Source organism: Roseivirga sp. E12 (genome assembly GCF_017592825.1).
Lineage (GTDB): Bacteria > Bacteroidota > Bacteroidia > Cytophagales > Cyclobacteriaceae > Roseivirga.
On the sequence record NZ_JAGFMD010000001.1, the window covers coordinates 211518 to 232305 of the forward strand.

Annotated in this window: 15 protein-coding genes and 1 tRNA gene; 6 read left to right on the plus strand and 10 right to left on the minus strand. The window is 41.7% G+C overall.

The genetic code is table 11. The features are described 5' to 3' along the window. Positions 1 to 8: 8 nt before the first annotated feature. On the plus strand, positions 9 to 3317 hold the full coding sequence (locus J4E76_RS00915) for a hypothetical protein (RefSeq protein ID WP_208500584.1): 3309 nt from the start codon (positions 9 to 11) through the stop codon (positions 3315 to 3317). 121 nt (positions 3318 to 3438) lie between these two features. Further along, positions 3439 to 4809 (plus strand): hypothetical protein, encoded by a 1371-nt coding sequence (locus tag J4E76_RS00920; RefSeq protein ID WP_208500585.1) that lies wholly within the window; start codon positions 3439 to 3441, stop codon positions 4807 to 4809. Positions 4810 to 4874: 65 nt separating this feature from the next. Here the strand turns inward: J4E76_RS00920 and J4E76_RS00925 are convergent, their stop codons facing one another. Continuing rightward, entirely contained in the window at positions 4875 to 5618 is a 744-nt protein-coding gene (locus J4E76_RS00925; RefSeq protein ID WP_208500586.1) for a sulfite exporter TauE/SafE family protein, read from the minus strand. A gap of 153 nt (positions 5619 to 5771) precedes the next feature. On the opposite strand from J4E76_RS00925, the gene J4E76_RS00930 reads away from it, so the two are divergent. Next, positions 5772 to 6902 carry an acyltransferase family protein gene (locus J4E76_RS00930; protein WP_208500588.1) on the plus strand — a complete coding sequence of 377 codons (1131 nt, stop codon included), beginning with the start codon at positions 5772 to 5774 and terminating at the stop codon, positions 6900 to 6902. A gap of 5 nt (positions 6903 to 6907) precedes the next feature. Here the strand turns inward: J4E76_RS00930 and J4E76_RS00935 are convergent, their stop codons facing one another. Further along, positions 6908 to 7792: a LytTR family DNA-binding domain-containing protein gene (locus tag J4E76_RS00935; RefSeq protein WP_208500589.1), complete on the minus strand. Its 885-nt coding sequence runs from the start codon at positions 7790 to 7792 to the stop codon at positions 6908 to 6910. Positions 7793 to 7989: 197 nt separating this feature from the next. On the opposite strand from J4E76_RS00935, the gene J4E76_RS00940 reads away from it, so the two are divergent. After that, positions 7990 to 10065: a hypothetical protein gene (locus tag J4E76_RS00940; protein WP_208500590.1), complete on the plus strand. Its 2076-nt coding sequence runs from the start codon at positions 7990 to 7992 to the stop codon at positions 10063 to 10065. Between the two features lie 148 nt (positions 10066 to 10213). Here the strand turns inward: J4E76_RS00940 and J4E76_RS00945 are convergent, their stop codons facing one another. The 3 genes from J4E76_RS00945 to J4E76_RS00955 form a co-directional block, all read right to left on the minus strand. Beyond that, the gene (locus tag J4E76_RS00945; protein WP_208500591.1) at positions 10214 to 10462 is read right to left on the minus strand and encodes a GIY-YIG nuclease family protein; all 249 of its coding nucleotides are present in this window, start codon (positions 10460 to 10462) and stop codon (positions 10214 to 10216) included. A 36-nt stretch (positions 10463 to 10498) separates the two neighbouring features. Beyond that, positions 10499 to 10572 (minus strand) — tRNA-Asp (locus tag J4E76_RS00950). A gap of 176 nt (positions 10573 to 10748) precedes the next feature. Continuing rightward, positions 10749 to 11351, minus strand: coding sequence for a DUF6134 family protein (locus J4E76_RS00955; protein ID WP_208500592.1), 603 nt, complete (start codon positions 11349 to 11351; stop codon positions 10749 to 10751). An 18-nt stretch (positions 11352 to 11369) separates the two neighbouring features. Between J4E76_RS00955 and J4E76_RS00960 the strand changes: the two genes are divergently transcribed. Next, on the plus strand, positions 11370 to 11654 hold the full coding sequence (locus tag J4E76_RS00960; RefSeq protein WP_208500593.1) for a GNAT family N-acetyltransferase: 285 nt from the start codon (positions 11370 to 11372) through the stop codon (positions 11652 to 11654). 8 nt (positions 11655 to 11662) lie between these two features. Here J4E76_RS00960 and J4E76_RS00965 read toward each other — a convergent pair whose 3' ends face one another. From J4E76_RS00965 to J4E76_RS00985, 5 genes are all read right to left on the minus strand, one after another. Beyond that, entirely contained in the window at positions 11663 to 13057 is a 1395-nt protein-coding gene (locus J4E76_RS00965; RefSeq protein WP_208500594.1) for an SUMF1/EgtB/PvdO family nonheme iron enzyme, read from the minus strand. Further along, on the minus strand, positions 13057 to 15690 hold the full coding sequence (locus J4E76_RS00970) for an FtsX-like permease family protein (protein ID WP_208500595.1): 2634 nt from the start codon (positions 15688 to 15690) through the stop codon (positions 13057 to 13059). The genes J4E76_RS00965 and J4E76_RS00970 overlap by 1 nt, the downstream gene beginning before the upstream one ends. Then, on the minus strand, positions 15690 to 16013 hold the full coding sequence (locus J4E76_RS00975) for a PadR family transcriptional regulator (protein WP_208500597.1): 324 nt from the start codon (positions 16011 to 16013) through the stop codon (positions 15690 to 15692). Before J4E76_RS00975 ends, J4E76_RS00970 begins: the two co-directional genes overlap by 1 nt. 98 nt (positions 16014 to 16111) lie before the next feature. Beyond that, the gene (locus J4E76_RS00980; protein ID WP_208500598.1) at positions 16112 to 16570 is read right to left on the minus strand and encodes a CBS domain-containing protein; all 459 of its coding nucleotides are present in this window, start codon (positions 16568 to 16570) and stop codon (positions 16112 to 16114) included. Positions 16571 to 16714: 144 nt separating this feature from the next. Further along, positions 16715 to 17233, minus strand: coding sequence for a YdeI/OmpD-associated family protein (locus tag J4E76_RS00985; protein ID WP_208500599.1), 519 nt, complete (start codon positions 17231 to 17233; stop codon positions 16715 to 16717). 179 nt (positions 17234 to 17412) lie between these two features. Between J4E76_RS00985 and J4E76_RS00990 the strand changes: the two genes are divergently transcribed. Further along, positions 17413 to 20610, plus strand: coding sequence for a TonB-dependent receptor (locus J4E76_RS00990; RefSeq protein ID WP_208500600.1), 3198 nt, complete (start codon positions 17413 to 17415; stop codon positions 20608 to 20610). The last annotated feature ends 178 nt before the right edge of the window (positions 20611 to 20788 follow it).

The following is a 20788-nucleotide window of genomic DNA, read 5'->3' on the forward strand; positions in this document are numbered from 1 at the left end:
ATTAAAATATGCAGACTAGAAACTATGCCAGTGCCAAAGGGGTGAGGACCACACTTTTAGCACTATCTGCCATGCTTGTGACCTTCCTGTCACATGGGCAACAAATCGACTTTCCTAAAATGGAATCCATGAAACCACGAAACGTTGGCCCTGCCAGTATGAGTGGACGTGTGACTTCAATAGATGTCGTAAGAAACAATCCCGAGGTTATTTATGCAGGTACCGCTTCCGGAGGCCTCTGGAAGTCTGAAAGTGGAGGAATTGCATGGGAACCCATATTTGATGGCAATTTGGCCTTGTCCGTTGGAGCAGTGGCCGTTTCTCAGAAGAACCCTGACGTGGTTTGGGTAGGAACAGGAGAAGGAAATCCAAGAAACAGTTTAACTGGAGGATATGGCGTTTACCGAAGCCTCGATGCCGGTGCCACCTGGGAACTAATGGGTCTTGAGAAAACAAGGAATATCCACAGAATCATTATTCACCCAGATGATCCGAACACTGTCTATATCGGTGCCATTGGATCTCCTTGGGGCGATCACCCAGAACGTGGCGTTTATAAAACGACAGACGCAGGAAAAACCTGGAACAAGATTCTTTATGTAGATGAAATGACGGGGGTAGGTGATATGGTTATGGATCCTTCTAACCCAGATAAGATATTGGTCAATATGTGGCAACATAGAAGAGAACCATGGTTTTTCACCTCCGGTGGACCAAGCTCTGGACTTTATATGACCGTTGACGGAGGCCAAAATTGGACGAAGCAATCGGCTGAGAAAAATGGTCTTCCAGAAGGAGACGTAGGTCGAATGGGTTTGGCCTTTGCTACTAACAATCCAGATCGAGTGTATGCGATTATTGAGGCAAAAGATAATGCCTTGTATCGCTCAGAGAATGGTGGTAAGAATTGGACAATGATCAATGATAAGTCCGATATCGGTAATCGACCTTTCTACTATTTTGACATTTATGTCGACCCTCAAAATGAGAATAGACTGTATAGCATTTTCACCAATGTCAATGTAAGTGAAGATGGCGGTAAGTCCTTTTCAGGGTTAATTAGTAGAGGCCTGATCCATGTAGATAATCACGCACTATATATCCACCCAGACGATCCAAAGTACATGATACTGGGTAATGATGGTGGTATGGCGATTACCCGAGATATGGGCAAGACATGGCAATTTGTAGAGAACCTGCCTTTAGGCCAGTTCTATCATATCGCTGTGGATGACGAAGTTCCTTACAATGTATACGGTGGTCTTCAAGACAACGGTAGCTGGACAGGACCTGCTTATAATTGGACCAGAGGAGGTCTTAGAAACGATTATTACCATTCAATTGGTGGTGGTGATGGATTCGATGTGGTGCCTGACAAAGATGATTCACGCTTTGGTTACTCCATGTCTCAGCAAGGTAATGTCAATCGCTATGATAAATTGACAGGCCGATCGAAAAGCGTTAAGCCGAATCACTCTGATCCGAATGTCAAGCTAAGGTTTAACTGGAATGCAGCGATAGCGCAAGATCCATTTGACAATTCTACCATTTACTTCGGTAGTCAGTTTGTACACAAAAGTGTTGACAAAGGAGATAGCTGGGATGTGATATCACCTGACTTGACAACCAATGATACTACTAAGCAGAAGCAAAACGAGAGTGGCGGATTAACAAGAGATGCCACTGGTGCTGAGAACTTTACAACGATTTTGGCCATTGAACCTAGCCCAACCGAGCAAGGTGTTATTTGGGTAGGAACGGATGACGGTAATGTGCAAGTGACCAGAGATGGTGGAAGTACTTGGACCAACGTTGCTAAGAACATCAAAGGAGTGCCAGCCGGAAGCTGGGTGACACAGATCAAAGCTTCGAGATATAATAATGGAGAAGCTGTGGCTGTCATTAACAATTACAGACGCTTCGATTTTAAGCCTTATCTGATGAGAACCAAAAACTATGGCAGATCATGGGAAGCCTTGGCTAGTGAAGATCAAGTCTTCGGCTATGCCTTGTCTTTTGTTCAAGATCCTGTGGAGCCGAACTTAATGTTCTTCGGAACTGAGCATGGTTTGTATATCTCCATTGATGGAGCTAAAAACTGGAGCAAGTTCGAGAACGGATATCCAAGTGTTTCTACCATGGACCTAGTGATCCAGGAGAGAGAAAGCGATCTAGTGATTGGTACTTTCGGTCGTGCTATCTGGGTGTTGGATGATATTCAACCCTTAAGAGTTATGGCTAACAAAGGTCAGCAATCGGTAATAGAGGCTTCTGTAACGGCTATACCTACTAAGACAGCTTATATAACGAGTTCTAGATCTGCCAGCGGCCCAGCCAATCCGGGTAGTGCCACATTCGAAGGACAGAATAGGGCTTCAGGCTCAGCTATAATCAAATTCTTCGCTAAGAAACCAGAAGTGACCGCACCACAACGTAGAGCAGAGGGAGCAGGAAACGGAAGAGTCGCTGGAGGAGGCGGAGGTAACAGACAAGCTGCTGGCGGAAGATTCAGACAGGGCGGAGGTCGCTTCGCAGCTGCTGGTGGCAGAGGTGGAGCTGCTAGGGGTCCTCAGGCGAAAGTCGAAATCTCTGACCTGAGTGGCAATGTAGTCAGAAACCTGACTGCTCCTGTTCAAGATGGATTGAACCAGGTATCATGGAGATTTGATGAAGACCCACCAAAGGATACTGAGCAACCTGCCTTACCAGCTGGTATTCCAGCTCAGTTTGCACGCAGGTTCCAGCGTGGTGGTGCACCAATTTTACCAGGTACATACAATGTAAAGGTGACGGTGGGTGACCAAAGTGATGAGACCCGCATAGAGGTGAAAATGGACCCTAGGCAAGAAGTGGCTATGGATATTCTAGTGGCCAGAAGAGATATGATTCGTGATGTGAATAAAATCACTAACGAAGCCACCAAAATCTCTTCTAAGCTCACCAGAGACATGGCAACTGTCGACAAGGTGATTGCCGCATTGCAAGGGAAACGGGGACGTGATATACTGACACTCCGCAACAGAAGCAATGAGGTCAAGAAGGAAATGCAGACATTATCTGCCCTTGTGGGTAGCGGAAGAAGATTTGGCGGTGGAGGAAATGGTCCCACACCGTTGCAGAATAGAGGCTTTACCCTTTCGCGTAGTGTAAGTGGATCTTATGACATGCCAGGCAGAACGCAAGAGATGTTAAAGAAGCAGTTCGAAGATAGGCTGAAGGAAGTTCAAGCAAAAGTGGACGCCTGGTACAGTGAAAACTGGGATGCCTATATGGAAGAAGTGAAAAAAGTAGATTTCTCTCCGATAGGATCTAACTAGAAACTAAAATCAAGATTGTACAAAGTCACCCTGATCAGTTAGGGTGACTTTTTTTGTGTTATAACAGAAATATTTCTAACCTACGATTTTTTTCGTAGCTTGCTTTCAAGGCAAAACTCATATGAAAAAAATAGAAGAAGGTCATCAGTTAGTTAATATCTCAAAAGCAATTTCTAGACTATTGAGAATTATCGCTGTTTTTTTAATCGTTGCATGTCAATCTAGCGAGACAACCAAGTTAGTTGAAGAACCAACTGAATCTAGTACTAGGAAGTTTACCAAAGTACGATTGGAGCAAGTAGACTCTATTATGATCGATGTGATTGGCAACTTAGAAGTATATGATTATGATGCTGAAACGGGTCTTTTTTTGGCTGGGGATATCGCTAGGGAAAGAATGATCTATATGGGTGGGGGTGGCCCGAAGTTTAATGAATTAGGACATATGGTTATCGACCGAAATGGTGAGATAGTTGAACAGTTCAATCGTTCAGATAAAGGTCCTGAGGGTTTTGGTGGGAAGGCGGCTGACAACTTCTTTTTAGGTGGAAAGAGCATTGGTGTTTTGAATGCCAAGGGACTTCATCAATATGGCTTGGATGGTACATTTCTTAAAAAGTATAAAGGCCTGAATATTTTAGACGCTAGTGTCGGTGTTACTTTTGGTGGTTTCATCGCGGGAGATGATGCAGGGATGCTTGCGATGGCATTGCCCAAGTGGAATAATGAAGAGGATAGTGTCAATGAAGTACCCAAACCATTACGCTTTTATAACCTTAAGAGATTTGAAACAGGCTATGAGCCTGTAACAGATTTTACGGTCAAAAAATATGGATACCCAGACCATCATGTCTTTGCTCCAGATAGTAAGTTTGCCAATGGCTTAAGCCCCAAAGTCTCATTGAATGACATTACTGATGAGCTTCAAGTCCTTTATACTGAGATTCCGTACCTCGATATTTACGATATGTCGACTGGGGATTTAATGAAAAGGATGGATTTAAAGCCAGATCATTTCCGTGACCTAGTAGAAATGGGAGAGGTTAAAGGCGGCACTTTAGGTTATGAGCAGTTGGCTTGGATAAACAAAGGAGGTCGATTTGCTAATTCTACTTATCTCTTACTTATTCAATTAGGAGAATATACGCTAACCATGTATAGTACAGGACTCCCCTCCGAGGAACTGAGTAGGCTAATCAATTCACCAGAAAAAATTGGCAAGAATGAGGAGTGGCCAAGTACTAGAAGAAAGCACTATAAGTTTTACTATCAATTGTTTAAGGATGGAGAAAAAGTAGTGCCCGATTTTCAATTACCCGTTTTTGACCCACAAGAGGGTCAGGCCGAGTTTACTCAGTATAACAAAACGAGAGGAGTGCTAATTGGAGGAGATGGTTTGGACAAGTTGTATGTCTATGTTCCAAATGATGGGGATGAGGAAAGAGATTACGAACTAATTAGGGTTTATAAACTCCAGCTTACACAGGAATGATCACGGGATTTTTCTGGGATAAATTGAGCTTTCAAATGACACTTCAGTCAATAAAGTTTGCAGTGTCAAGTAAGGAAAATAATGATAGATCCGATGCCAGTCATAATAAGAATGAACTTTCGGAATAGGTTGTCATTAATTCTTTTCAACAGACGAACTCCCATAAAAAGCCCAAGGAATATCACCGGAATGGTAATTGCACTCACTTGAATGGTCTCTGTTGTGATGGTACCCCAATTCCAGATATGAAAAGGGACTTTAAAAAGATTGATGATAAGGAATAGCCATGCTGTAGTTCCAATAAAAGCATCTTTAGGAAGTCTCATGGCTAGAAAGAAGATATTGGCAAATGAACCCGCCAGATTACCTACCATGGTCGTGAATCCAGCTGTGAGCCCCATAATGCCAGCAAAACCTAATTGTTGAGGAACGTGCTTTGATTTCCTTTGGTCCCACCAAAACATGACTACTACAGAGATTAGAATAACAGCAGCCATACTCTTTCTAAAAACCTCTTCGGTCAGCGAGTCTCCGATCCAGGTACCCAGAATTACACCCAGCATCATGAAAGGGAGGAGTCTAAACAGGTACTTCCATTGGGCATGTCTATGGTAATAAATCACAGCAAAGATGTCGCCCACAATAAGCATTGGAAGTAATATGCCAGTTGAGCTCTTTGCCCCAAAGATGAAAACCAGCATAGCCACAATGATAATGCTTATGCCCTTAATGCCAGACTTAGATAGGCCCAGAATAAAGGCCGCGCCAAAGAGTATCAACCAATGCAGTAAGGGGAGTTGAGAAAGCATCGGTCGAAGATAAATAATACTTCTTCAAAAAATCAGGAGCTAATGATCATTCATTTCATCAATCAATTTATAGCAGTTCAAGTGATAAAAAGCCAATACAGCCCTGAGACATATGAATTCTGATTTGATTTACTCCACTCAAAAATATCAACTATGAAGGTCAGTCATTTAAAAAGTCAAAGATTACATTCCCTAGATGCGCTAAGGGCGGTCATGATGCTCTTGGGTATCGTGTTACATGCAACGGAACCCTATAGTCTTGGAAAAGATCCCTTCTGGGCGAAGGACCCCAATGGCACGCACATATCGATGAATTATATTTTCGGTATTATTCACATTTTCCGAATGCCCATATTCTTTATGGTAGCGGGATTTTTTGGTTCAATGCTGTTCTATGATCGTGGACCACGGTTAATGATTAAAAATCGAGTAAAGAGAATACTCTTTCCCTTTGTCGTATTTCTATTGCTTTTGCACCCCATACTGATAACGGTCTGGACTTTTACATCTGAAACGATGAGAGTTGGTATCACTTCGATCATGACTACAATGACTTGGTTGCCAGAGGTAACATATCACTTATGGTTCCTCTATTACTTACTGATGATAACTGCTTTATCATTCGGTTTGGCCACCCTTTTAAAGAGGGCACCAGGTTTTACCAAGAGGGTAGTAAGAGTTTTTGAATGGCTTATGAGGAGAAAAGTCATTTTCATTATGCTCTTCTCTATAATCCTATTCTTAATGCTTGTCTGGATGTGGGATACCTGGATATCAACACCATTGTCATTCGCGCCAGATGTGCCGGTGCTACTGGCTTATAGCATGTTCTACTTTATTGGCTGGGTACTCTTTAAGTCGAAGCACTTTCTGGATAATATGATGAGAAATGATTGGTTATTTACCCTTCTAGGTGTGACCGTCTTTACCTTGAGGTTTGTATTTCGGCCATACATAGATGATGTTCTGTACGGTGCCTTGAATGCTATCACCGTCTGGTTTTTCGTTTTTGGAATTTCTGGACTGTTCATTCGCTATGCGAGTCGTTACTCGGCAAGAATGAGGTATGTCTCAGATGCCTCTTATTGGGTCTACCTGATTCACCTTCCACTAACAGGCCTGATTCCAGCCTTTATATTTGACTGGCCAATACCCGTGTTTGCAAAGTTCTTAATTGTGGTAATAGTGACGACTGTGATTTGCTTTACGACCTATCACTTCCTGGTGAGGTCAACTTTTATTGGTAAGTTTTTGAACGGAAGGAAGTATCCAAGGAAACCTTAAGCGTATCAGGCAGTGCGTGATTTTAGCCAGCTCCTGAATGCTGAAGCACGGGTTCGGCTGATTGTCACAGAACTTATGTTTTTACAAGCAGGAGTGAGGCTGACCTCAATTTTGCCATGATCCAGCGCTTTAATGCTTTTCACTGTTTTATGACTTAGAATGGTTTGTCGATTGGCCCTGAAGAAGCTGCTTTCATCCAAGCTTTTCATAAGTGCATCTAAGGAGTGTGGGTATACTAACCTGCGATCTTCATCTGTCAAGATCATCACAGAACCAGATTCACTGGTGGCGCATCGGATATTCTCTTGTTTCAACAGGTGTCTTACTTTACCCAAGGTCACATAGATAGGTTTGGTAGATAATGAGTCGTCACGATTGGACTTAGTGCTTGTAATGGCCCAGTTCCTTGAGAAATCCATTCCTGTATCTATCAAGGTAAAAATGACCGTTAGGGTAACCATACTAAGGTTGATGACCATCAACTCATCAAATGAATAGAAACCGCCATAGAAGAAATAGGTGATTCCGATGACAAGTGCATTCAACAATACAATGACCAGTAAGAATTGCAAGGAAACCTGTCTCACTAATCGCCTTGTAATACCATCTCTCCAAGGGAATTTGACTTCCACTTTTTTAGAAACCCATCGTGTGGTCGAAAGCAAGATCCAGGAGGCAATTATGGCATTTACGTACTCTTCAAAGCTTACAGAAACGAGAGGGCGTTGATGTTTGTAATCAAAAATCACATTGACCAATGTGTTGCAACTAATACCTAACAAGACAATGCTGACCCACTTCCATTTGATGACTTTAACAAGGGGTAGAATAATGCTTATGATTCTCTCCTTTTCTTTTAGAATCGAAAAACTGTTAGTCTTGCTTTGCATGATGCGTTAGTTAGGTTGTCATCTTTAGTGCGATGCTCTAAAGATGCGTCATCCATGAAAAGGCTGCATAGGAGTAGATTTTATTCCCAATTACCTAGCAATTTTCTTTGAATTTTGTCAAGACTTTTACTTCTCAAATCCCATTTTATTGAAAAAGTAAAAGTTGTATATTGATTGAGTATAACCGATTCATAATCATGAAGATAGTCTTTGTTTCGTTGTTGTCATTAGTTTTAGCAAGTCCAACAATCGCTCAGAATGATGCATGTAAAGACCTCTCTTGTTTAGTCTATCTTTTGGCTTCAGACCCTCTGGAACCAAAAGTTGCAGCCTATATAAAAGAGCATAATGGATGGGGTAATAAAGAGGCGGGCCCAGAAATTGAAAATCCAGCCTTCTACTACGGTGCCGAAGATTTGAAAAAAGGTTCTTTTTGGGAAGGTGAGGATCATAGGGAACTGATCAGTTTTTTGCGGGTTAATGACGCCAAAGCAATCGATGAAGTTCTGCTTGCATTGGGGTATCCCAAAGATCATGGATCACTCAAGTCTAAATACCCTGACAAATTTGTGAAAGTTAAGAAGAAGTATAATCGTGTTTCTGTTCAAATAGGACATGATTGGGCCCTTAATGCTGCTCAAGGTAATTTTTCAGATTGTTGGAATGGGACAATTCTGTATAGAAGAAACGCAGATGGAGAACTAATGGCTTCTGAAATTGAGTTGTTTTTGAAGGAAAAGGAAAAGGCCATTAGTTATAATCCCGTTGGCTGGCACACTGAAGACATTCTGACAACATGTGAAACCGGTGATTGCACTGTTTGTAATATTGGCAAATTAGGGAACTTAAAAGGGGTGACTATCGAAGTAAAGGAGAATAAATTCAGGGAAGACAAGATTACCATCGATGTCCAGAATACAGATATAGAGTTGCCTATGGAGCTAACTAAGTACGCTTCTCAAGAAGCGATGATGTATAAGTATGGATTTGAATATCCATGGGATGTGGAAGATGGTGTGTATAAAGTGAGTACTAGTAAGAATCCGATCAAATTCTATTTCCAAGATGAGGAGTTAGTAAAGATAGTCGCTGAGGGAATTGGATGCAGCTTAGACTTCAAACCGATTCTTAAACGGATTAATAAAACGGTCAGGGTGGGTGGTGCAACTCCAGATAGTCCAGCTTTAGTAGAATATACCGGAGGTTATACCTATATCGGTGAAATGAAAAATGGTGTGCCTCACGGTTTTGGAACGCTGACAGGTCCGGATGTAAAAGAAGATGATGGCCCAAGAAAGCGTATCTATGGCAACCGTTTTCAAAATGGTAGATTCAATGGAGGAGCTGAACTTGAGAAACCTATTTGTATTTCTGATGACTGTTCAGAAAAGGGTATGGTACTGACCGAACAGGGCCTCTATAATGGAGAATTGAAAGACGGTTTACCTCACGGATTTGGTGTTCTTGTATACACCTATGATTTGTTCTTACAGCGGTATCAGGGACAATTTAAGAATGGATATGGAGTTGCTGACAAAGGTAAAATCACTTATCATGGCGGTAGTTACTATCAGGGTGCGATTGCAGGGAGCTTACCGAATGGCAATGGTACCCTCTACTCTGAGGATGGAAAGATTAAGGGTAGTGGCTTCTACATAGACGGTGTTAAAAAGGGACCTCGTAAGGACCAAGCCAAAAAAATTGTAGTAAGTAGATTCAAGTATGATCCAGCCAAAGGTTCGTTAGAAGGTTATGTCGCCTCAAATATTGCCGAGTTTAGAAAAGTCCAACAAAATAAATTGCTTGCCGACTTTGGTAAGACATTTGCCTTTTACGCAAGGAGTTGCGGTAATACAATAGAGTCAGCTAATGTTCTTAGTGATTGCATTTACAGGAACCATACCAAACACACAGATGGCAGGTATAAAGTTACGTCTACTATTGAGGAAATGTGGACTGAACTAGGCATAGCCATAGACTCACCAGTTTGTTACAAAGGTGAAATCTGGGCTGGTGATGTCCTTATGGAAACCCAGCGACTTTTCAGGAAGTACCAGAGCAGTGTCGATAATTTTAACTCCTATTATGATGCCGCAATTGCTCAACTGAATACCACTGAAGCCCAAAGAGATGGCAAATTGGCAAAGACACTTTTTTCAGGGATAGTTTCAGGTATATCTTCAAATTATTTGGGTATGGATAAGTATTTCAGTGATTTTGTAAATAGTTTAGTTGAATTGGAGAAGATTCTGAGAGGAAACGATTGTTGGTGAGCCTCTATCAATGATTGTCGCTTGGTGTTCAATAGACTATACAAGAGCATAAAACAAAAAAGCCCCAGATTTCTCTGAGGCTTTAAGCGGAACGGATCCCGAGACTTCGGGAAACCCCCGACCTTCCCGAGTGCTCGGGACAAGCATACTATTTCTGATTGATTAGTTTTCTGAGAAACTCAGCGCTTTTCTGTCTTTTTAAAAATCTCTCACGTTGAATAGCCGCACTTTTGTGACCAAAAGTTTCTGTATAGACCAATTTCCAAGGTTTTTTAGTCGATGTGTAGCCGCGGTTTGAGTTGTTATGTTTTACCAATCTTTCTTCTGGGTTATGGGAATACCCGATGTAGAAGCTACCATCCTTCTCACTTTTTAGTATGTAGATATAGTATTTCATAAACAAAAAAGCCCCAGATTTCTCTGAGGCTTTAAGCGGAACGGACGGGACTCGAACCCGCGACCTCCTGCGTGACAGGCAGGCATTCTAACCAACTGAACTACCGCTCCAAAATGTCTTTTTGTGTGCCTTTCGTTTAAGGTGATGCAAAAGTAGTACCCTTCTTTTGATTTGCAAACATCAAATCAAAAAATATTGATCTGAAATCGTTGAAAAATCAAGCATTGATACACGTGGATTTCTAAGTGTCTTTGATTGAAGTCTTTAGCAAAAATATTAGCCTGAATTAGTTTCTGAGCTTGAAAGTAATTGTATAAAGTCTATGGCTAATTTCTAATTCTTGAAGCACCCCATCTTTGAAAGTGTGAAGTTCCTTTTTGCCATCATGCTCAAAATAGAAGCTATTCTGGTCCTTCATGATCATGTTTAGCATTCCTCCCGTAGCCAGGGCATAGGATTTGGTACCATTATCAGGCACCTCAAAGTAGTAATAGTCGGCACCTACTAAATCCTTTTGATCGAGTTTTGATGACTTGCCATCTTTGTTTAGTTCGTAGTGCTCATCTCGAAAGACCGTATGCACAGAGTTTTTGAGGTGCCCATTGGTTCGAGATTCAGCTTCTCCAATCAGCAGCTTGTTGTCCATATAAGTCGAGCTACTCTTGAAGTCCACAACAATCTTTACAATCATATGTGCTTCAATGTGAGTGTCGACAGTGATTTTTGTGGCCTCATCATTTACTTCTCGAATCACCTTCATTTCGCCTACCTTATCGCCTCTGATAAAAGCATCATAAGTCAACGTTTGGCCATTGACCGAGCTGGTAAATAGGGTAATAGCAATGCAGATCAACAACAAAGTGGATGTTCTAAGAAACTTTGGGTACATCTGTGTGTTTGATAACATATGGAATACAATATACTGGAGAAAGAAAGCGAAACCAAAGGGAGCTTTTATATAGAAGAGGGCGGTAGCATCCTTGCTGAGATGACCTACTCAATAGCCGGTCCTGAGAGAATCATTATTGACCATACAGAAGTCAGCGAAGCATTACGCGGTAAAGGGGCAGGTGTTCAGCTTGTTGCATATGCTGTTGCCTTTGTCAGGAAAAAAGGAATCAAAATGTTGCCTTTATGTCCTTTTGCGAAGGCTACACTCTTGAGACACCCTGAGTGGAAAGATGTTTGGTAAGGCTCCCTTTAGTTACTAGGAGCCGTTCTAACATAGCGTTGACTGTAGGCTATTGATCTTTTACCACCTGACCAACTGGCATAGGTTCTGTAAGCAATTGGACTGTGTGGGTTGATGTCACTTTCATTCTTGCCATGTTGGTAATAACCGCCACCTCGGTAACCATATCCACCTTCCTCGGCAATTCCCTTGGGCCAATCGCTGTTAGTAGCCTCACCGTTTTCTCCTGTTCGGCCATCACCATGCGTGCCTCTGTAGTTTCTCCCGATCGGATGCCCAATGCTCACACATTTTTCCCATAAGCTACCGGCCAAATCCATCACCCAGTAGTAGGAGGCTCCATACAAGTGTCTGTTGTCATTGGATATACTTGCTTCATTCAGACCGTTCTTTATTTTAAGGTTGTCATCAAGATCTACAAAACGGGCAAGACCTGCTTTGTTGTCTGTTCCCCATGGGTATTCATGGGCCATTGGTGTTTTAGGACCTCTTGCTGCTTTCGTATACTCCAACTCTGTCATGGGTCTTAATCCTGCCCAATCGGCCATAGCAGCTCCATCATCCCAGGTAATATAATTACATGGCCTGTCGGGAAATTCGGTCTTGTAAATACCATCAGCCAACTTAATACTGCCTCTGCCTTCGTAGTATTTTTCCGTATTGTGGGGGCTTAAAGATTGCGCAACATCCGGTGCCAACCTGTTGAGGAATTCGGTATAAAAGCCTTGTGAGGTCTCATATTTCATGATGTAAAAGGGTTGTACACCCTTCGGGAAAGTACCCGGTACAGGGCCTGCCTGATCTCCCGTATAAATAGGATAACGTCCGGCATTGTAAAACAGGGCATTGTCTTTTGGACCAATCTGAATTACCTGTTCTTCCGAATCAATTTGATACAGCCCCTTGGGTTGACCATTCTCATCCGACTTATATAAAGCTGCAAAATCCATTGACTTTGGATCGGGGTCACCAAGCGTAAAACCACCTTGGGGAATGTAGACCATCTCTAGGGCAAAAACCTCTACAATAGATTCTTCACCTGCATTCTGTAAAGATTTCTCATCCAATTTTAGAGTTACATTGAAGCTTACATCTCCGCGGTGATTGTTTTGTGGTTCAACAAATGCACCTACTTGGTCTTGGGGCAAGACGATTTTGGCATCCCTGGCTACATCATGGCCTCGTGAGGCTAGCTTGACGTGTTGGTAACCTGAAGTAGTTTTGACTTTCACAAAAACCCAAGCAGCATCATGGTTTCGAGCATTCTTCCAGCCATTTTTCCATGATAAAGTGAATTTGACTTCATTCTTGTTCTTATTCCAGGCGATTTCATTGACTGAAATGTCTGTTGCGAAAGCATTAAAAGCCGTGACCAAAAAGAGGGTTAGAATCAATTTTTTCATTATTCGCTTCTTAAAGAGGTGGAAGGATTAACCAAGGCGGTTTTTAGGCCTTGGAAACAAATGGTAAGAATGGAGAGTGCTAGAGAAGCTAGACCGGCAAATACAAAAATCCAGATGTTCAAATCGATTTTGAAAGTGAAGTTCGCTAACCACTCTTGAGAAAAGTACCAGGCTGCTGGCCAGGCGATCAGGTTGGCGACTATCACCAGTAGGGCATAGTCTTTTGACAGAAGTTTAAGTATGCTGATGACAGAAGCACCAAGAACTTTACGAACGCCAATTTCTTTGACCCTGAGGAGGGTCGAATAATTAGTCAAGCCCAAAAGGCCTAGTGCCGCGAGAAAAATAGAGATGATGGAAAAGTACCCCACCATTTGACTGATTTTGCGCTCGCTTTCATAGATATCATTTAGTCGATCGTCCAAAAAGAAAGGAGTAAATGGTCGCCCGGGTTCGAACTGATTCCAGACAGATTCCAAGTTCTCTATTGATTGGAAAATGTTCTCAGGACGTATTCTAATGGCCATATATGCATACCAACCAGGGCTGTAGGTGATAACGAGAGGTCTGATTTCTTGCTTGAGGTCTGCAAAATGGAAGTCTTCTACAACACCTATTACTGGCCTTCCTTTTCTAGCCCAGCCAATATGTTTGCCTTCCCAAGCTGCGCTGTCCCATTGATTGGCTGCGGACTCATTAATTATGAAAGCCTCCTTATCAGTTTCGAGATCTATGGAGAAATCTCTGCCCTCCTTAAGCTTTAAGCCGAAGGTTTTTACAAAATCAAAGTCAGCAAATAAACCAGGGATGTTTTGAGACTTCTGTTGCCCTTCGAATCGGAAAGGCCTGAGGGGTACATCATTTCCTAGTATATCAGACATGGCAGAGGCGCTGACAACCGAGCTGTTTTTGAATAGCTCTACCTTGAATTCCTCAGATTGGCGCTTGATGCTCGTCCCTCGAATCGGAACCATGACCACCTGTTCTTTGGTAAAGCCCATGTCTTTATTGAGTAGGAATAAGTGCTGCTGATTAACCACTATGGCGCCAATGATTAGAATAACGGAGGTGGCAAATTGAAACACCACAAGGCTTTTCCATATCCATGGCGACTTTCTTCCGGTCAACTTTATATTCCCAATTTTCAAAGCATCAACTGGTTTAAAGGATGTCACCAAGAAGGCAGGGTATATACCGGCTAGTAAGCCGATGAGCATTGTGAAAACGACAATTGTACTGATGAAAATAGGGTGGAATAGGATGGAGAAGTTGACTGGTGAGTTAGTAATCTGTTCAAAGGGCTGAGTGAGAATAGAGACCAGCCCAATCGCAATAATTAGGGATATTAGGCTGGTGAGCAATGACTCGGTAAGGAATTGGTCAAGCAATTGTCGTTTGCTAGACCCCATTACTTTTCTGACTGCGACTTCCTTGGCACGTTGTGATGACCTTGCAGCACTTAGATTCATGAAATTGATCACCGCAATGATGATTATGAATATGGCAATTGCCACTGCTATATAAATGGATTTGTAGTCGCGGTTGACCTCAATTTCTTGATATAGTTGAGACTTGAGGTGAATGTCTGTGAGACGCTGAATTGGAAACTCCAGAAATGGAGCCATACTCGCAGGAAAGTGTTTAGGGATAAACTCATCCGTGTATGTCTGTAACTGCTCCTGAGAAAAACCATTGGGTACTTTGGCATAGGTGTGACATGGATTCCAATACCAACTTTTATCTCCAAATCGGTTGCCCGTTGCTTCGAATACCTCATCAATGTTCATGAGTGTTGAAATGAAGTCGAAGTGGAAGTGTGAGTTAATGGGGACTTCTTTTGCAATGCCCGTTACAACCAAGGGAAGCTTGTTTTCGAAATGGATCGTTTTTCCCATGGCTGACTCATTGCCAAAGTACTTCTTTGCCATTCTCTCCGTAAGGATCAGAGACCTCGGGTTATCGAGAGCAGTTTCTTTGTTTCCTTGAACAAGCTCAAAGGAGAAAACATCGAAAAACGTTGAGTCTGTAAAGAAGAGCTTCTCTTCATAAAATGACTTTCCTTCTTCTCGATAAGTCATTAAGGGTACTTTTTGAAAAGTCTGATATAGTCGTGTTGTAACAATATCAGGGTAGTCGACACTGAATGTTGGACTGAAAGGGAAGGGGATGCTTGCTGACTTCTCTTCTACAACACCTTCTTCATTGCTGAAAATTTCCGAGAAGCGATAGATGTTCTCAGCATCAGAATGAAATTGATCATAAGTCAACTCATTGAAAACGAAGGAACTGATCAGAATAACAGAGGCTAGGCCTATTGCCAGTCCTGATATTTTAATCATTGAATAGAACTTGTTTTTTAGGAGATTCCTGACCGATACTCTATAGTTGTTTCTTAGCATGTTGAAATAATTTAAGTTTTTGTACCTGCTGCATTTCTTAAAGTTGGCGGACTTAAAAGACCTTAAGACTTCCCAGACAAATAGGAACTGGGCCCTGACCGACCCAATTTTCTCAGCTCTTAGATGATACATTTCATGCAAGTCGCCCTGTATCTCGTTGACCAGCGACTTGTCACAGTACCATTCAAGAAACTTATCCGCCCATTTCGGTGGTGAAGTTGTGTTGTTACTCATTATTCAAAAGATAGTTTTGGGGCCATACTCCAAAGTGCCTCTCTCTGTTTATTGAGGTCTTTGGCCATTTGATATCCTACACTTGTGATCGAGTATATGCGTTTACTGCGTCCCCCTCTAAGGTTTGTTGAACCCCCAACCCTTGACTTGATGAAGCCTTTGTCTTCAAGGCGCCTGAGGACCGTGTGAATGGCTGGTATGGAAATCGTCTTATTAAACTGTTTAGAGTATTCTTCAGAAATTGATACTGCATAGGCATTGTCATTCAGTACGATGACTATCAATAGAATAATTTCTTCCAGCGATCCAATGGATTTATTCATTGTTTTTTTATTTAATAAATATTTGTATAACAAATAAATTAAAAAAAGCAGAAATCACAAAGTTTCTGCTGAATTGAATATGCTTACGTGAAAGGGGGCTACCAGGTTGAGGTTTTTAAATCTCTGGTTGCTTTTAGAATGTCTCTTCGGCTTACTTGGCCTATTAATTTATCATTGTGATCTACAACAGGGAATCTTCTAAAGTGTGTTCTCAGGAATTTTGAGGCTATGTCCAAGACATCAGCGTCCATTGAGACAGTGGCAACCTTGTCACTCATATAATTTTCAACACTGATTCTACCGTGGGGCAAGTTATGATAAGCTTCATCAACCATAATCTTGAGACAGTCTACTTCAGAGAGTATTCCCGCGATTCGTCCGCTGTCATCTACAACGGGGGCTCCTGAAATCCTGAGTTCCAAGAAGGTATCCATTGCCTCAGCAATGCTTTGATCCTTATGAAAGGTGATCACATCCTTTGTCATATAATCCGTTACAGGTCTGTACTGATTGACTGTTTTTGGTGGTTCTGGTGTTTTTACGCCCGTGAAATTCATGATGCCTTTTGTTTATCTTCTGAAAAATTACTGAGAAAGGGTATAGAAATTACGGATAATTTCACGAAAGACAAAATAAATTTCTGACTATGTTAAGAATGAAAGAATAATAAGTTGTTATTATGTATTCTTACAGAATTTTAATCAGGAGTGATGAGGGTTTTGGTTATACAGTTTGATCTTTTCGGTTAACAACCTATAATCGATTTTTCCATGCATATCCTTCAAGTGCTCTAGAATGGCCAAGCTTTTATTGATTTGCTTGTCAATGCTCTTCACCTTACTCACAATATAGATTAAACTACGTTGCTTGCCGGGAGTCAAGGCATGAAAATATTCACTCCCTTCCTCATCCTGATCCAAAAGCACCATAAGGCTTTCTGGCATTGGAAGACCGTATTCTGAAGTTTCCTTCTCCAGTCTAAGTTCTACTTTTTCTCCTAGACGAATGCCGAGCTTTAGTCTATTGGTTTTATTGATCATAATGTAGCTAGCATCATTCAGAGGCATCAAAGAACAATGCATTTTGATCATCCCGTTTACACTACAGATGACACGTCTGTGATCGTCACTCGACATTTTCTTGGTTACTTCACTACTGATTGGGAAGTGATAACCCCATATGCCCTGATCAAATTTCTCCAGTGTTGTTGTGACAGTCATTCTGTTTAAATATATGGACTAGTCAGAGTTTAATGCAAGCCCTTTTTACTCAGTCAAGCATATTACCTATTCATGTCTTCTGTCGCAAGATTGCTCAATTTTCATGTTAATTTACTGTTACAATAAGGTTGTGACACCTACATTCGTGTTGTAAAGGAGATCAAACAAACTCAATGACTATGACACAATTCCTACGATACTTTCTCAGTTTCACTCTCTTGCTTACACTAGGCTTGGGTGTTGTAAATGCACAAGTGACCACATCTTCAATGAGTGGAACGGTTGTGGATGCCGGTGGAAATACGCTTCCTGGAGCTACAGTCTTAGCAATTCATGAACCTACCGGTACAAGATATGGTGTCATCACTCGATCCAATGGCCGTTATAACATCGCCAACCTTAGAGTTGGAGGCCCTTATAGAGTGGAGGCTTCGTTCGTTGGGTTTGAAACTCAGATCAAACAAGGCTTCTTTCTAACACTAGGAAAGAATCAGACGATCAATTTTGAGATGAAAGAAAGTTCTACAGCCCTAGAGGATGTTGTGGTTACAGCGGCTTCATCAGAGATTAATACAGATAGGACTGGTGCTGCAACAGTTATTGACAATGACAGACTTAAAATTATTCCTACTATTACAAGGTCTGCCTCCGACATTTATAGGCTGAATCCTGCCTCAGATGGCAATTCATTTGGTGGACGAAATGACCAATTCAACAACTTCTCTTTAGACGGGTCAATTTTTAACAATCCATTTGGGTTGGATGCTGCCACACCCGGTGGACAGTCTAACGCGCAACCCATTTCCCTAGATGCAATTGATCAGATTCAGGTATCTATTGCTCCTTATGATGTAACGCAAGCTGGTTTTACCGGTGCTGCTGTTAACGCAGTGACCAAGAGCGGTACCAATGAATTCAAGGGTACAGCTTTCTCCTTTTACCGTAATCAAGGAATGACTGGAAGCAAGGTCAGAGGCGAAGAGATTTTTGTGCCAGACTTGAATCAGTTTCAGGCAGGTTTCAGCTTAGGCGGACCCATTATTAAAGACAAACTCTTCTTCTTTGCTAACTTTGAGCTGGAAAGAAGAGAAGATTTAGGTTCTAACTTTAGAGCAACTGGTTCGGGGGGTACAGGTGATAATGTATCTCGAGTATTGGCCTCAGATTTAGATGCTGTCAGTGATATCCTCAGAACACGATTTGGTTACGAGACAGGTGCTTACGAAGGCTATACCCACAATACCGACAATCAAAAGGGTATTATTAAGCTTGATTGGAATATCAATCAAAAACACTCTTTAACGGCTACTTATAATTTCTTGGATGCCTTCAGGGAGCAAAATGCTCACCCTTCAGCTTTGGGTAGAAGAGGGCCGGATGCAAATACTTTACAGTTCTTTAATTCAGGGTACAGAATCAATAACAAGATTCATTCAGGAATTTTAGAATTGAGATCGCTATTCAGTAGTCAATTTTCGAATAAGCTGCAGGTGGGGTATACTAGTTTTGAAGACAGTAGAGATCCGTTTAGTGATCCTTTTCCAGTTCTTAACATTCTCCAAGGTGGTTCTCGTTATATCATTGGGGGGCACGAGCCTTTCTCAATCAACAATAGACTGGATCAAAATGTATTTCAGTTTACCAACAACTTTGAGATCTATAAAGGTGATCACACCATTACCGTTGGTGTATCATTTGAGAAGTTCCAATTTGACAACTCTTTTAATCTGGGTGTTTATGAGCCTTTTGGTGTTAATTACCCAGGAGGCACATTTGGAAATGGCTTTGCCAGTGTTTCGGACTTCTTGAACTTTGTAAATGCTGGTAGTATGGATGCCGTGGTAGATCATGCACGTGCAACTTTCGCAAATAATAATACGAATGACAGCTGGGCACTGGCTGAGACCAACGTGGGTCAATTGGCTTTCTATGTCCAGGACAAATGGGCAGTTAATGATCGATTCACCTTGACTTATGGTTTGAGAGCTGACAAACCTCTTTTCTTCGATACCGAAGATAAGATCAGAGAGAACATCGCACGGAAAGGCGGACTCTTGGATCCCGCCAATGGCATATTTGACGGTAATTATGCACCAAGCGTGATTTACTACAATGAAAACAACGAAGAGGTCACTTTTGATCATACGGTGTTGCCGACCAATGATATACTTTGGTCTCCAAGGGTAGGATTTAACTGGGATGTGAACGGTGATCAGACTTTCCAATTGAGAGGAGGATCAGGGTTATTCACAGGCCGTTTTCCTTTCGTGTGGTTAGGTAACCAAGTAGCCAACCCAGACTTCTTCTTTTATACGATCACGGATCCTGAATTTCAGTTTCCACAAGTGTGGAGAACCAATATTGGTTATGACAGAACATTTGGAGACGGCTGGTTTGTATCAACCGATGTTATTTATACGAAGGACATCAATGCCATGATGGTAAGAAACTTTGGATTGAGAACGCCAACGGGTTTCTTGTCGGGAGTGGACAATAGAGCTTATTATTTACCTGGAGATAGATCAATAGATCCTTTCGGTAACCCAGGTCAGAATGCTTATGTCTTTACCAGCGAGGACATGGGCAGAAGCATCAATGTTACTGTAGAAGTAAAGAAGCAATTCTCTAATGGCATTTATGCAACATTAGGTTATAACTATCTCGATGCTAAAGATATTAGCTCGATTGAAGCAGAGATTTCTGGTGATGCCTTTGAGAGAAATGCGGCAGTCAATAATGTCAACACGCCTTTGTTACAGCCTTCCCTGTATGGTAATAGACACCGAGTGGTCGCCACTGCACATAAGGCCTTTGAGTATGGAGGTAAGTGGAAAACGACAATTTCATTATTCGCTGAGTATGCCGAAGGTGGACGTTACAGCTATACTTATGCTGGTGATGCAAATGGCGATGGCTCTGCTATCAATGACCTTATTTATGTTCCTACAGCCGCAGAATTGTCCAACTACACTTTTGTCGGTTCGGCAGTACTTCAGGATATCCAAAGGTCAAGGTTCAATGACCTGATCAATCAAGATCCTTACCTAAATGGCAGAAGAGGACAGTATGCAGAACGAAATGCAGCTTTGAGTCCTTGGTATGGTAGATGGGATGTGAGATTTCTTCAAGATTTGACTTTGGCCAATGGCAATACAGTTCAGTTTTCTCTAGACATTCTAAATGCAGGTAACCTCATTACTTCAGACTGGGGTGTGAGAGAAGTTCCAAGAGACCTTCAGCCACTGTCAATAACTGTTAACCCAGCAACATTCGAACCTACGTATTCTTATTCTACTGCTGAACCAACAACTTTTATTGATGATTTCAGCCTATTATCAAGATGGCAAATGCAAGTTGGGCTACGCTATATATTCTAGCAAAAAGAGAGTTTTATAGGAATTAGATCAACAAAGAGGAATCACAAGGTTCCCCTTTGTTGATCTAATTTATTGTACGGTTTTCTTTACATAAAGCACTGACGTGTTACCTTTGTGACAACAAGTAGGGATGAAAATATTCTAAGACATGATTTAATATCATGTTTTTGATTAGGTT